General features: G+C 70.6%; 13 protein-coding genes. 7 read left to right on the plus strand and 6 right to left on the minus strand.

Features of this window, described 5'->3' with window-relative positions:
• The first annotated feature begins 95 nt into the window (after nt 1-95).
• Nucleotides 96-824 (plus strand): Atu4866 domain-containing protein, encoded by a 729-nt coding sequence (locus ABZS37_RS27375; protein WP_355173555.1) that lies wholly within the window; start codon nt 96-98, stop codon nt 822-824.
• A 26-nt stretch (nt 825-850) separates the two neighbouring features.
• Complete coding sequence (locus ABZS37_RS27380; RefSeq protein ID WP_355173557.1) at nt 851-2,188, plus strand: amidohydrolase family protein; 1,338 nt, start codon at nt 851-853, stop codon at nt 2,186-2,188.
• A 132-nt stretch (nt 2,189-2,320) separates the two neighbouring features.
• Here ABZS37_RS27380 and ABZS37_RS27385 read toward each other — a convergent pair whose 3' ends face one another.
• Nucleotides 2,321-3,478 (minus strand): hypothetical protein, encoded by a 1,158-nt coding sequence (locus ABZS37_RS27385; RefSeq protein ID WP_355173559.1) that lies wholly within the window; start codon nt 3,476-3,478, stop codon nt 2,321-2,323.
• A gap of 132 nt (nt 3,479-3,610) precedes the next feature.
• Nucleotides 3,611-4,459 (minus strand): ATP-grasp domain-containing protein, encoded by an 849-nt coding sequence (locus ABZS37_RS27390; protein ID WP_355173561.1) that lies wholly within the window; start codon nt 4,457-4,459, stop codon nt 3,611-3,613.
• Nucleotides 4,460-4,781: 322 nt separating this feature from the next.
• On the opposite strand from ABZS37_RS27390, the gene ABZS37_RS27395 reads away from it, so the two are divergent.
• Entirely contained in the window at nt 4,782-6,119 is a 1,338-nt protein-coding gene (locus ABZS37_RS27395; protein ID WP_355173563.1) for an MFS transporter, read from the plus strand.
• 188 nt (nt 6,120-6,307) lie between these two features.
• Here the strand turns inward: ABZS37_RS27395 and ABZS37_RS27400 are convergent, their stop codons facing one another.
• Nucleotides 6,308-6,970, minus strand: coding sequence for a response regulator transcription factor (locus ABZS37_RS27400; RefSeq protein ID WP_355173565.1), 663 nt, complete (start codon nt 6,968-6,970; stop codon nt 6,308-6,310).
• Nucleotides 6,958-8,127: a histidine kinase gene (locus ABZS37_RS27405; protein ID WP_355173567.1), complete on the minus strand. Its 1,170-nt coding sequence runs from the start codon at nt 8,125-8,127 to the stop codon at nt 6,958-6,960. The genes ABZS37_RS27400 and ABZS37_RS27405 overlap by 13 nt, the downstream gene beginning before the upstream one ends.
• A 131-nt stretch (nt 8,128-8,258) precedes the next feature.
• On the opposite strand from ABZS37_RS27405, the gene ABZS37_RS27410 reads away from it, so the two are divergent.
• Nucleotides 8,259-8,687: a DUF6069 family protein gene (locus tag ABZS37_RS27410; protein WP_355173569.1), complete on the plus strand. Its 429-nt coding sequence runs from the start codon at nt 8,259-8,261 to the stop codon at nt 8,685-8,687.
• A 950-nt stretch (nt 8,688-9,637) separates the two neighbouring features.
• Here ABZS37_RS27410 and ABZS37_RS27415 read toward each other — a convergent pair.
• Nucleotides 9,638-10,126: a MarR family winged helix-turn-helix transcriptional regulator gene (locus tag ABZS37_RS27415; protein WP_355173571.1), complete on the minus strand. Its 489-nt coding sequence runs from the start codon at nt 10,124-10,126 to the stop codon at nt 9,638-9,640.
• A 31-nt stretch (nt 10,127-10,157) separates the two neighbouring features.
• Between ABZS37_RS27415 and ABZS37_RS27420 the strand changes: the two genes are divergently transcribed.
• A complete protein-coding gene (locus ABZS37_RS27420; RefSeq protein WP_355173573.1) occupies nt 10,158-11,228 on the plus strand; it encodes a bifunctional NAD(P)H-dependent oxidoreductase/GNAT family N-acetyltransferase in 1,071 nt (356 codons plus the stop codon).
• A gap of 37 nt (nt 11,229-11,265) precedes the next feature.
• Here ABZS37_RS27420 and ABZS37_RS27425 read toward each other — a convergent pair whose 3' ends face one another.
• Nucleotides 11,266-11,835, minus strand: a complete 570-nt coding sequence (locus ABZS37_RS27425; RefSeq protein ID WP_355173575.1) for a helix-turn-helix domain-containing protein — start codon at nt 11,833-11,835, stop codon at nt 11,266-11,268.
• A gap of 39 nt (nt 11,836-11,874) precedes the next feature.
• Between ABZS37_RS27425 and ABZS37_RS27430 the strand changes: the two genes are divergently transcribed.
• Together ABZS37_RS27430 and ABZS37_RS27435 are read left to right on the plus strand one after the other, a co-directional pair.
• The gene (locus tag ABZS37_RS27430; protein WP_355173577.1) at nt 11,875-12,717 is read left to right on the plus strand and encodes an SDR family oxidoreductase; all 843 of its coding nucleotides are present in this window, start codon (nt 11,875-11,877) and stop codon (nt 12,715-12,717) included.
• A gap of 66 nt (nt 12,718-12,783) precedes the next feature.
• Entirely contained in the window at nt 12,784-13,497 is a 714-nt protein-coding gene (locus ABZS37_RS27435; protein WP_355173579.1) for an alpha/beta hydrolase, read from the plus strand.
• Nucleotides 13,498-13,589 lie beyond the last annotated feature (92 nt).

Raw genomic sequence — 13,589 nt, forward strand, 5'->3', positions numbered from 1 at the left:
GGTGCGCCGCACCCCGGTTACGCCCGGTCTGGTTGCCGGCCCCGATACGTCCGACGGTGGGAGGACCAAACCCCAACCCCTTTCGGAGGTACGTCGTGAGCATCCCGATGATCGACGAGGCGGTGCTGGCGAGGATCACCGCGAATACCGGTGACCGGCGTCGCCCACTGATGTTCGTCAACGCCACCATCCACACGCTCGACCCGGCGATTGGTGACCTTTCTGCCGCTGACCTGCTGCTCGGCGGCGAGGTGATCGTCGGAGTCGGGCCGGGCCTGCACACCGCCGCCGAGGACGACGGCGCGATCGTCGTCGACTGCACCGGACTGACCATCGTGCCGGCGGTCATCGACGGTGTCGCCGTCGCCGGCCTGCGCGCCCGCCCCGCCAACCGGGTCGGCGCGCTCACGCCCGGTAACCCTGCCACCTTCGCCGTGGTCGCCGCCCGGACCTCGGGCGCGTCCGCCCTGGAGATGATCGTCTGGCGTCCAGAACAGGCAGCCGCGATCGTCGTCGACGGTGAGATCGCGCTTTTCAACGGCCGCCGGCTCACGCCCGCCCCGATCGAGCCCGAAGTCCGCCCGCGGTCGGAGCAGAGCCCGTACCTCGGCATGTGGATCGACGAGAGCGGCTTCGTGCACCAGGAACTGACCGCCGGCGGCCGGTACGACGAGACACGGGGTGGACGGCCACACGCGTACCAGGGGTCGTTCTGGATCGACGGCGACCGGATCGTCTACCAGGACGACCTGGGCTTCTGGGCGTACGGCCTGTTCGCCGACGGCGTGCTGCACCACGCCGGATATGTGTTCCACCGACAGTGACCACACGTAGCGAAGGAGACACCCCAATGCTGTTGTTCACCGGCGGCACGGTCGTCACGATGGACCCGCGAATCGGCGACCTGAAGCGAGGTGACGTGCTGGTACGCGGGGACCGGATCGCCGCGGTCGGCCCCGACCTTCGGTCACACCCGGAAGCGGCGGGCGCCACCGTGATCAACACGGCCGGTCGGATCGTCAGCCCCGGATTCGTCGACACCCACCGGCACGCCTGGCAGGCGCAGTTGCGCCGCAGCATCCCCGACGTGACCGACCTGGGGGAGTACGTGATGTCGACCCTGGCCAGGGTCGCGCCCGCATACACGCCGCACGACATGTACGTGGGCACCCGCCTCGCCGCGCTCACCGCCCTCGATGCCGGCATCACCACGATGCTGGACTTCTCGCACAACTCCCGCACGGCGGCGCATTCGGACGCGGCGATCCAGGCGCTGGTCGACACCGGCATCCGGGGCGTGCACGCATCGATGGGGCCACACTTCGGCGACTGGGACCGCCAGTGGCCCGGCGACCTGGAACGCCTGCGTGGGGCGTACCACGGGGTGAACGAGGGCCTGGTGACGCTGCGCCTCGCCGCGCTGGCCACCGATGAGATCGCCGGCCCGGCACTGGCCTACGGGCCGGAACTGGCGGCCGTCGCCCGCGATCTCGGCCTCGGTGTCAGCATCGACGCGGTGTTCGGCGCGCCGTCCTCCGCGGCGATCCTGCGCTGGGCCGCCGACGGCCTGCTCGACCCGGGCCTGACCCTCATCCACGCCACCGGCCTCACTCCGGACGCGTGGCGGGCGATGGGCGACGACGGGGTCACCGTGTCGCTGGCGCCGACCTCCGACGCGCAGATCGGTCTGGAGACGGCGGTGCCCGCGATCGAGGAGGCGCTGGCCGCCGGTATCCGGCCCGGGCTCAGCATCGACGTGGAGGTCGCACTGGCCAGCGACATGTTCACCCAGATGCGAGCACTGCACGCGATCCAGCGCATGCGTGCGGTAAACGCCGCCTACGGCACGGACGTCGTGCCGTACCGGATCACCACCCGCGACGTGCTGGACTTCGCCACGCTGCAGGGGGCCCGTACCAACGGACTCGGCGACGTGACCGGCTCCCTCACCCCGGGCAAGCAGGCGGACCTGCTGGTGGTCAGGGCCGATGACATCAACACGATGCCGCTCAACGACGCGGTCGGCACCCTGGTGCTCGGGGCGGACCCCCGCAACATCGAGACCGTCGTGGTGGCCGGACGGATTCGCAAGGCGGACGGGCGCCTGGTCGACGTGGACCTGGACGAACTGCGCCGGGAGGTGACCGCGTCCCGCGACGCGATCCTGAAGGCCGTCGCCTCGGAGTGATCCGCGACTCGCGGCGGATGCGCCCGGCCGCGGAACGACCGACGCCGCGGGCCGGGCCACCACCCGACCCGCGGCGCGCGCGGAGTCGGCCGCCGCTGACGCCCAGACGCTCGGCCCGGCGAAAGGGCACTTCTAGTCGCCGGGGACGATCACCCGCGCATAGTCGGGCAGCGAGGTCAGCACCCGGCGCTGGCCGGTGCCTGGGTCGGCGGCGACCAGTTCAGCGCCGTCGGCGGTCCAGCGTTGCAGGATGACTTCGGTGCCGACGAGACCGAGGAATTCCTCACCCTGGCCATCCTGGGGCGCCACGAGGTCGATCCGGCCGGCTGGTTGGCCGGACTGCAGATCCACCCCAACCAATGTCATGGGGGGTGCTGCCTGCGTTTCCTCCCGTTGGCCGGTCGGGGCCTCCTCTTGCCGGGTGACCAGAGCCCACACCGTCGGCGGATCGCCTCCGCCGCGTATGAGCGGGACGAGTGCGTTGCGGATGTCGCCGGGGCCTACCTGTTGGGTGGTGGGGATCGACACCGAGCGGGCGTTGCGGCCGTCGGCGTCTTGAATGGCGATGGTGAGCTGGCGGCGCGGCTGGAGGTTCGTTCCGACGGCGAACTCCGCTGTGGCCAGTTCACGCCCCTCCAGGAATGCCAGCATTCGGCGGTCCGGCGTCGCGCGTAACGCCAGCGGGCGTAGTTCCCCGCTGGGCAGGGTGAACGCTGTGTACGCCCCGCCGGCGGCGGTTTGCTCGAGCAGCAGCGCCCTTCCGTCGGTGGACCACTGCCGCAACTCGTACCCGGGCGGGACGGCCCGCTCGGTGATCCCGGTGAGGTCGCGGATCCACCACTGCCTGTCTCGGCGTTGGGCGAACCACCGCCCGTCCGGGGAGAGCGCCTGACTGAACTCGCCCACGATGGTCGCCAGCCCGACGTCGAATTGTTCCCCGGAGGCGGTCACCAGGTACATCGGCAGTCGAGGCAAGGCGCCGGACGCCATCTCGAAGCTATCGGGATCCTTGATCTGGTAGAGCAGGGCTCCCCGTCCCACGGCCCGGTCGGTGGGCAGGGCCGTCGGGGTGGTCGGCGGCAACAGCCGGTTGGGCAGCGCGGCGAAGAGTTCCCGGGTCGTGACGGGGGCGGCGACGTCGGCGGATGCCGGTGACCGGGTGGCGCTCGTCCGCCAGAGCGTCACCCCGGCCGCCCCGCCGATCAGCAGCCCGGCCAGCGCGAGCGCCAACCATCCCCGACGTCGGCGCGGTCCCGGCGGCGTAACGGGTGCCGGTGCCGTGGATTCCATCGTCGTGCCCTCCTCGATTCGGGCGTCCTGCCCGCGCACAGCACAGAGGGGACGCAACGGACCGTCAACGGTCCGGTCGGACCCGAATCCCAATCGTGATCTTGGGGGAGCTCAGTCCAGCGCTGTCGCTGTTCATCTGACGCCCGTACGTAGCGCGGCGACGAAGTCGTGGGGGTTGATGGTGGTGGGTCGGTCGCTGACCTGACCGTCGCCGAGTTCGATGACGCGCCAGCTGCCGTCGTCGCGTCGGGCGAGGTCGACGGTGACGAAGGGTAGGTCGAGGGCGGCGACAAGTGGTGTGAGGGTGCCGAGGTCGAGGTTGGTGGGCGGGAGGTCGTCGGGGGTGTCGGGGTGGGCGCCGACGAGTGTGCAGGCGCCGTTGATCCACCAGGTGCGTACCTCGGCGGTGGTGAAGTGCTCGAAGGTGCGTAGGACGAAGCCGCCGGTGAAGTCGTCGGCGCGGAGTTCCAGGAATCGGGCGGCGATCTGCCAGGCGGTGGTGGGGTCGGTGAGGTCGGGGATGAAGGTGGCCTCGTGCCAGTGGTGTTTCATCGACTTTGTGTAGTCGCGCAGCACGGCGGCGCCGCTACCGAGCCGGATGCGGGCCTGGTCGAACGCGGTCCGCTCCGCGCTGGTGGTCCAGGTGGAGGTCGGGGTGACCGGGGCGAGGTGGTGGTACCAGCCGGGGAGTTCGTGGGCGCGGCGGTACTGGTCGCCGCTGGTGCGGAGGGTCACGCCACGGGCGGCGAGGGCGTCGGCGAAGGCCGCGTACTGGTCGCTGCGGAGCATCCATCCGCGGTAGACCGCGACACCACCGGCGGGCACGGCCGCGACCCCGCGCTGCGGATCGTCGCTGCTCAGCGCGTCGTGGTCGACCACGGCGACGTTGATCCCGGCGGCGCGGGCCGCGTGTGCCTCGGGCGCGAAGTGGTCGTCGGGCCGGCGTGGTCGTAGGGGATTCGCGGGGACCAGCAGCATCATCCGGACATCGTGCCGGAGATACCACAACGGGCTCCACCTCATATTTCGGAGGGCCCGGTCGCCCTGATGCTGCCACCGCCGCCCCAGCCGCCGTCTGGTTACTTTCGGTCATCGGTGTGGGAGGCCCTCTCGAACACGCCCGCGGCGTCGCCGGCCCTTGAGCCGGCCGGTCGCGGCACCAGGAGGGGTCGACGGTGCCGGACCGGGACCAGGACCGGGCGACGGGAAATGCGTCGCATCGACGCGATCACGTCCGGGCCCTGACCCGCTAGGGTGTGGAAACACCGTTTCCATTCGACCACTGCAGGGCGGAGGGACCAGCGTGCAGCACAGCCAGGAAGACACCGCCGTCGCGCCGGAGGCCGGCGAGCAGACCACCATGTTCGGCCCACTCCGGCTCTCACCGGGCACGACCCGGACCAACATCAGCGGGTACTACTGGCTGGCGCTGACGTCGATCATGACGTTCACGTTCATCCCGGCCGCGCAGACCGCGCTACTCACCTCCATCCTGGGCGTGCCCAAGGGCGAGCAGGGTTCGATCGTGGGCACCGCTGGGCTGATCAGCGAGATCGTCCTGATCGCGGCGGTCGGCCTGGCCGGCGCCTGGTCCGACCGCCTCGGACGGCGCCCGATCGTGGTCGGCGGCTACATCCTGCTTGGCCTCGGCGTCGGCATGGCACCGTTCCTCGGCTCGGTCCTGCCCTACTACCTGGCCCGGGGTGTCGCCGCCGTCGGCGTGGCGATGGTCACCGTGATGCTCACGGCTGTGGTCGCCGACTACGTCCGGGACACCACCCGCGGCAGGGCCAACGGCATCCTCGGCTTCTGCAACGGTCTCGGCGCGCTCGTCACGTTCTTCGTGCTGATCAAACTGCCCGACATCTTCGAGCGCAGCGGGATGGACACGATCGCCGCGCTGCGGGCGACCTACCTCATCGTCGGCGGGCTGGCCCTGCTCACCGCGATCCTGATGCGGCTCACCCTCCGGGGCGGCCTGGCGACAACGCACTCCGAGCACATCCCGATCCCCAGGCTGCTGCGCGAGGGCGTCGCCGAGATTCGGCGCCCCGGCGTCTCCTTCGCCTACCTCAGCGCCTTCGTCGCCCGAGCCGACCTGGCGCTCGTCGGCGCCTACCTCACCCTCTGGGCACAGCAGTACGGCACCCAGAACCTCGGGCTCAGCGAGGCCGAGGCGCTGGCCAAGGCAGGTCTGTTGCTGGGAGTGGCCAACGGCATCGCGCTGATCGGGGCACCGACCATCGGCATCATCGCCGACCGGCTGTCCCGCACCGACGCGGTGCTGATCTCCCTGGGGACCGCCGCCCTCGGCTACACCGCCACGATCTTCGTCGGAGACCCGTTCAGCCCGCTCGGCTATGCCGTAGCCGCCCTGATCGGGCTCGGCCAGGTCGGCGCCGTCATCTCCAGTCAGGTACTGATCGCCGAACAGGCTCCCAGCCGTACACGGGGCTCGGTCATCGGAACGTTCGCGCTCAGCGGCGGCATCGGCATCATGATCGCGTTCGCCGCCGGTGGCACCCTGTACGACAACTGGCGCCCCGCAGGCCCGTTCGTCCTGTTCGGCATCCTGGCCGGGATGGCCTGCCTGTACGGCCTGGCCGTCCGATCGAGGATCCCCAACCACGCGGTGGACTGAAAGTTCGATTCGTAGGGCCGGTGGGCGCACATGAGGCGCCATCTCGGAAGATCGAGACGAACCCTCTGTCGTACCTGGGTGACTAACTGAGTGACTACGCGTCAGACCAGCTCACCCCGGCCCATGGCCGGTCATACGAGCCGCCGCCGCGCGGCCCCGGTGACGCGAGCCGCCACCGGGTGGGTCGGTCAGGCGAGGCCGGCATCGTGGGCGATGAGCGCCACCTGGGTACGGTTGTCGAGGTCGAGCTTGGTCAGGATGTGCGACACGTGGCTCTTCACGGTGGCCAGGGTCATGTCGAGCGCGCTGGCTATCTCGGCGTTGTTGCGGCCCTGGCCGATCGCCACGACGACGGCGTGTTCGCGCGGGCTGAGCGCCGCGAGGGTGGCCTTGGCCCGGGCGTACGCGCCGGCCTGGACGGCGACCCGGTCCATCAGCCGGCGGGTGATCCGCGGGGACAGGATCGGCTCGCCGGCCGCGACCTGCCGGACCGCCTCGGCGATCTGGGCCGGCGGGGTGTCCTTGAGCAGGAAGCCGCTGGCCCCGGCACGCAGCGCGTGCAGGATGTTCTCGTCGGTGTCGAACGTGGTGAGCACGATGATCTCGGGCGGCCGCGGGCGCGCCCGCAGGCGGCGGGTGGCGGTTATGCCGTCGACCCGGCGCATGCGCAAATCCATCAGCACGACGTCGGGGGCGTGCGCGTCGGCCGCGGCCGGCACCTCGTCGCCGTCGGCGGCCTCGCCGACCACTGCGATGCCCGGGGCGCCGTCGAGCATCATGGTCAGCCCGGCGCGGACGAGCGCGTCGTCGTCGACGACGAGCACACGCACCGGCGGGGTCACGCCGGCCATGGTATCGAGGCGTGCAGCCGGAACTCCCCGCCGACCACCTGGTGGTCGAGCCGCCCGCCGGCCAGGTGCACCCGCTCGGTGAGCCCGACCAGCCCGGCACCCCCGGACCACCCGGGCGGCGTCGTGCCTTCCGGCGTCAGCGCGTTGCGGACGTCGATCTGCAGGCCCGCGCCGGGCCCGCCGCGCAGGGAGACCTGGACCGGCTGGCCGGCGGCGTGTTTGCGGGCGTTGGTCAGGCCCTCCTGAATCACCCGGTACGCCGTGCGGGCCACCGACGGGGGTGCTTCGGCCTGCCCGGCCACCGCCTCGTGCAGCAGCACCTCGGTGCCGGCGTCGCGCGACTCCTCGACCAGGCGTGGGACGTCGGCCAGCACCGGCTGCGGGCGGCTGCCGTCGCTGTGCGGGGGGTCGTCGTCGCGCAGCAGCGAGATCACCTCGCGCAGCTCGTCGAGCGCCTGGTGCACGCCGTCGCGGACGACGCCCGCGGCCCGGGACAACTGCTCGGGTGAGGAGTCCGGACGGTACTCCATCGCGCCGGCGAACGTGGCCAGCAACGACAGGCGGTGGGCGAGGACGTCATGCATCTCCCGGGCGATCTTGCGGCGTTCCAGCATGCGCGCCTCGGCCACCCGGCGGCCCTGTTCCGCCTCGGCGCGGCGGGCCCGGTCGTGCAGCGAGCGGATCAGCGCTTCGCGGGCCTGTGCCCACGCACCCCAGCCGAGCAGCGCACCGTAGCCGATGGCGACCAGCGCCAGCCACCAGCCATACGAAATGCCGCCGCTAGACCGCCAAGCACCCTGGACCGCGTGCGCGGCGAGCCCGGCCACCGCCACCGCGATCGCCACCGGGGAGCGTCGGCGCCGCGCCACCTGCGCCGCGCCGATCGTGGCCGACGGGGTGGCCGCCGGCGACACCGCGGCCAGCACGGTGAGCACCACCGTGGTAGCGGCCGGCCGCCACAGCATCAGCGGCGCCAGCAGCCAACTCAGCGCGCCAGCCGCGAGGTCGAGCGCGAGCAGCGGGCCGGGCGGGCGGCCGATCCACCAGCCCAGGATCGTCACCGCGACGAGCACGCCCGACGCGCCCAGGATCCCGGCGAAAGCCGCAACGCGGGGACGGCGGTCGCAGTCTTCCGACCCGGGGGAGAAGCTGGTCACTCGGCGAGGCTAACCGGCGGGCACCGGACGCCGACACCTTCCAAAGTTGGTGGTCGGGTTCTCCTAGGAGGGCATCGGCGCAGCTCCCGGTCCGATGTGCCCACCCGGCCCGGCCCGCGATGCTCATCGGCATGACGAACGACATGCAGCAGTGCACCGACACGACCACGACCGCCGCACGGCGTACGGGCCGCGCGATCACCGTCGCCGCGGGAGCGGCCGGGGCTCTCCTCCTCTGGGCCGTCAACGACCCCTGGGCCGGCATCGATCTCGCCGTCCGCCAGGGCGACGCCACCCAGCACATCGGCCCGGTCGCCGTCGTGGTGGCCGCGCTGATCGCCGGCCTGGCCGCCTGGGGCCTGCTCGCGCTGCTGGAGCGGACTGTCCGCCGTCCCGCCCGGACGTTTCAGATCATCGCGCTGATCGTGCTGGTGCTCTCGCTGGCCGGCCCGCTGGGCAACGGCGTCGGCACCAGCAGCCGGCTGGTGCTGCTCGGCATGCACCTGACCGTCGGCGCGGCGCTGATCCTCGGGCTGCCCGGCCGGCGGAACTGCCGATAAGCACGGGTCCGAGAGTCAGGGCGCGCGCCACGGGGATCCCCGACGCGCGCCCTGAGGACCGCCGCACTCACCGCGATGGACACCGGCGCTCAAGCGATCAGCCGTGATCTGCTCGACAGCAGCCGGGTCGACTACGCCGCTGAATCCGACAGTCAGTAATGCGGTGCTCTATCTGTTTCTGCAAGCTACCGGCGGTTCCTGTTCATTGCGCCTCGATTCGTGGGTCGCAACCGGCGGGCCGTGCGTTCGGCAGTTGAAGGCCAGTCGGGCGGTTGGGGTAGCCCTTGCGGTCAGCTCTCGGTCGCGTATCGGCTGCCACAGGCGGTTTCCGCCCGCACGCGGGCTGGAGACCGTTGATCGGACGGGCTCGGCGTTGCGATACCGTCAAGGGGCCCACACCGACGTCGAGTAGTCCGCGTCCGCCGGCTGTCGATGGCCCGCTGGGCGCCTCACGAATCCAGGGAGATACCGATGCCGGAGCCTGAGCCCGTCCAGGACGACCACGCGGCGGATGCCGACACCTCAACCACGGCCGAGACCGACCAGCCTGCCGTTCCCGCCAATCGGGCGGCCCGACGCGCGAAGGGCAAGGTCGTCTCGCCCCAACCGCATGGAAAGGGTCAGCACCTCGGCGGCCGGGGTTCGGTCCAGAGCCCGCGCCAGTGGGGTAACCGCCGAAGCGGCTGATCCGTTGTGATAGGCCGGTCGCGATGGGTAGGAGGCCAGGTACGGCGGGCGTCGTGAACGGTGATCTTTCGGATGCCGGCACGGGCGATGCGGCTGTCCTACGAGCCAGCCGCCGACGAGCATCCCGAGCCTTGAGCCGGGAGGAGCAGTTGCGGCTGGCCAAGCGTGCTGCTCAGCAGATCGCCAAGACGAGTAGAGGGTCAAGGCGGGGCAGCTCGCGCGGCACGGGTACCGGGGTCGACAGTCTCCCGAACGGGGCGGCTTCATCTGGGTGGTCGATCGTCGCCGACTGGGGGTTCTTCCAGCCTCCGGGCGATCTGTTCCATGGCGATGAGGTCGTCTGGGGTGAGCCGGTCGATGAAGTGGCGTCGTACCGACTGAACGTGGGCCGGTGCGGCGTTTTCGAGGGCGTCCAGACCTTGCGCGGTGAGGACAAGGAAACAACCTCTGCCGTCGGCCGGGTCGGGTGTGCGCCTCAAGAGACCGCGCGCCTCCATCCGGGTGGCGTGCCGGGACAGCCGGCTGCGTGACCAGCCCATCTTGTCGGCCTGTTCTCCCAGGGTGCTGGTGTGGCCGGTCCGCTCCGACAGGGTGCTCAGCACCTCGTAGTCGGGTTCGGAGAGCCCGACCGCGGCCAGGTCGCGCGCCGTGCCGGTCTGGACGGCGACAACTACGCGCAGGAACGCCCGCCACGCCCGTTCCTCGTCAGGGTTCAACCAACGTACGGCCTCGGCCGGCGCTCTCGTTGACATGTAATCAACCTAGCATCTACACTTCGTTTCCATGTCAACGAAATCGCCACGTGTCGTCGTACTGATATGCAGCACCCGCCCAGGTGCCCTCGGCCCCCTGGTGGCGCAGTGGTTGATCGAAGCGGTCACCCTTCGTGCCGCGGAACTCGGCGTCGAGCTTGTGCCGGTGGCCCTCGGCGATCTGAACCTGCCGTTCCTCGACGAGGAGGAGCATCCGTCGTCGGGTGTCTACCAGCATGAGCACACACGTCGGTGGAGCGCGATCGTCGACGCGGCGGACGGGTTCATCGCGGTCACGCCGGAGTACAACTACGGGATGCCAGCCACGCTGAAGAACGCGCTGGACTACCTCGGCCGCGAGTGGGCATGGAAGCCGATCGGCTTCGTCAGCTACGGCAACACGTCGGCGGGCACCCGGTCGGTTCAGCATGCCAAGCAGGTGGTGACCACGCTCCGCCTGGTCCCGGTGGGCGCCACGGTCGCGATTCGCATCGGTGACGCTGTGGAAAGTGGACGGCTGCTTCCCGACCCGGCCCGCGACACGGCGGGTGTCGGGCTGGTGGACGAACTGGTCCGGGTCGCTCACGCCCTCCGGCCGATGCGCGAGCGCGCACGAGCAGATGCACTGCCCGGACCGGTGCCAGGGTCGTACGCGAGACGGTTGACCCCCGACGACGCGCCCGAGGTCACTGTGCTGCAGCGGTGCTGCTGGGTGGAAGAGGCCGTCGTCAATGACACGATGGCCATACCGGCCCTGCATGAGTCGCTGGAGGAGGTACGCGACTGGCTGGAAACCTGGCACACCACGGGCATCTGGTTGGACGGCCGACTGCTGGGCATGGTGCGGGCCCGACGCGACGGCACGGACTGGCAGGTGGGTCGGCTCGCCGTCGTGCCCGACCTGCGGGGGCACGGGCTGGGCCGGTGGCTGCTACGCACCGCCGAAACCGGCGCCCGACCGGATTGCCGCCGCATCCTGCTGTTCACCGGTGCGAAAAGCTTGCGGAACATCAGCCTCTACCACAGCGAGGGCTACCAGTCGGAGCCACTCGCCCGCCCTGACGGAACCACCGGCCTCACCAAGGGCATATCCGCCAGGTAGCTGCCGGCTTGCTGAACCCACGTAGTCCGATGCGCGCTCATGTCGCTGACCGCTCGGCGTGGTCGCCCGTCGGTGTGTTGTCGCCGAAGGCTGCCGCCAGCGCCTTAGCTATCAAGTCGGGTAGATCGGTGCGCCCGTCGTCCTTCGCCCACCGCACCAGCGCGGTGTGCATGGCGGCCAGGCAGGCGCTGGCCGCCGCCTCGGCTTGGAAGGCCGTGTCGGGATCGGCGGCCTCGTCCCCGAGGCCGTCCACGATGGCTTGTTGAAGCACGTAGTGGTTGTCCAGGTGCCGGGCGCGTAGGGCGGGCGTCGAGATCATCAACCGCAGGCGGGCCAGCAGGAACCGGTCGTCGCCAGCGGTCAGCGTCCGCGCTGAGTCGACGAGCGCGCTGCCGATGCGGCGCACGAGGGGCTGCCCGGCCGGCGTCGCGGCGATCCGTTCGGCGACCAGCGGGCCGTTCTGATCGACCAGCACGAGGTCCTCCTTCGTCGGGAAGTGCCGGTACACCGTCATCGGCGAGACGCCCGCGGCCTCTGCGACGTCGTTCACGGTCGTGCCGTCGTACCCGCGCTCGACGAACAACCGCACCGCATGCGCCTGGATCATGCGCTGCGTCTCGGCCCGTCGTTGCTCCCGAAGTGTTGAGTGCCGTTCGCCCATGTGATAGACACTATCGCACTGGTAGTCACTAACAAGTCGGGAGTAACTAACATCATGCGCGATCTGATCGGCAGGACAGCTCTGGTGACTGGCGCTTCGCGCGGCATAGGACAGGCGATCGCGATCCGGCTGGCAGCGCGGGGAGCTGTCGTCGTCGCGCACTTCGGCACAGACAAGGACGGCGCGACGGCGACGGTCGACCAGATCGTGCGGGACGGTGGAACGGCGTACGCCGTCGGCGCGGAACTGGGCGTGGACGGAGATGTCGAGACGCTGTTCACGGGGGTCAAGGCCAGCCTGGCCGAGCGGCCACTCGACATCCTCGTCAACAATGCGGCGGCGCCACCTGCGGGCCCGCTCGGCGCCACGACGCGGGCGGCCTTCGACCATCTGTTCGCGGTCAACGTACGAGCGCCGTACTTCATCATCGAGCGGGCGTTGCCCCTGCTCCGCGACGGCGGCCGGATCATCACGATCTCGTCCGTGGCGACCCGGATGGCCAATGCCACCCAAACGTCGTTCGCCATGACCAAGGGCGCGGTCGAGACGATGACCCTGACTTTGGCCAACCAGCTCGGCGCCCGGGGCATCACGGTGAACGCGGTCGCGCCCGGCGCCACCCGGACCGCGACCAACGGGCCGGTCTTCGAGACACCGGGGCTGGCCGAGCTGATCACCGGGATGACGGCACTCGACCGGCTGGGCGGGCCCGGCGATGTCGCCGACGTGGTCGCGTTCCTCGCCTCCGACGCCGCGCGCTGGGTCACCGGGCAGGTCATCGACGCGAGTGGCGGCCTGTTTCTGGGCCCGCGTTTCACCCTCGCCTGACGGGTAAACAGGCGTGCCGGCGAGGTCGGCGGTTGAACAGCGTCAAGGAGTAAGGGAGTGCGTGTCATGCCCGATCCGCAGCCCACCATTGTCCTCGTGCACGGCGCGTTCGCCGATTCGGCGAGCTGGAACGGTGTGATCGAGCGGCTGGGTGCCGCGTACGACGTGGTGGCCGCCGCCAACCCGCTGCGCGGCGTTGCGGGCGACGCCGCGTACGTGCGGGACGTGATGCGCGGGATTGGTGGCCCGATCATCCTCGTCGGCCATTCGTACGGCGGCATGGTGATCACGCAGGCCGCAGCTGACGAACCATCGGTGCGGGCCCTCGTGTACGTCAACGCCTTCTGCCCGGACACCGGCGAGTCGGCGCTGTCGCTGTCCGGGAAGTTTCCCGGCAGCACGCTCGCCGAGACGCTGGTGCAGTACCCGGTGTCGACCGGTGGTAACGAGGTGGCCATCGGCCAGGACGCCTACCACACGCAGTTCGCCGCGGACGTGCCGACCGACCTTGCCGCGCTCATGGCCCGGACCCAACGGCCGATCACCGAACAGGCCCTGAGTGACGTGCTCGCCGGTGACCCCGCCTGGCGATTGTTGCCCAGCTGGTTCGTGTTCGGAGACGCCGACCAGAACATCCCGGTCGCCGCGCATCGGTTCATGGCCGAACGGGCCGACCCGCGGGGCCAGCGCGAGGTCGTCGGCGGCTCGCACGCAATGGCGGTGGCGCGGCCGAGCGAAGTCGCCGAGACGATCATCGAGGCCGTCCGCGTAAGCGGCTGACGTTCCTTCCTGGCTGGCCGTCTTCGATGACGCGCCAGACGCCGTCGTCGCGTTGGGCGGGATCGACGGTGATGAGGCATGTGGCTGCCGTG

Source organism: Micromonospora sp. NPDC005413 (assembly GCF_040606435.1).
Lineage (GTDB): Bacteria > Actinomycetota > Actinomycetes > Mycobacteriales > Micromonosporaceae > Micromonospora.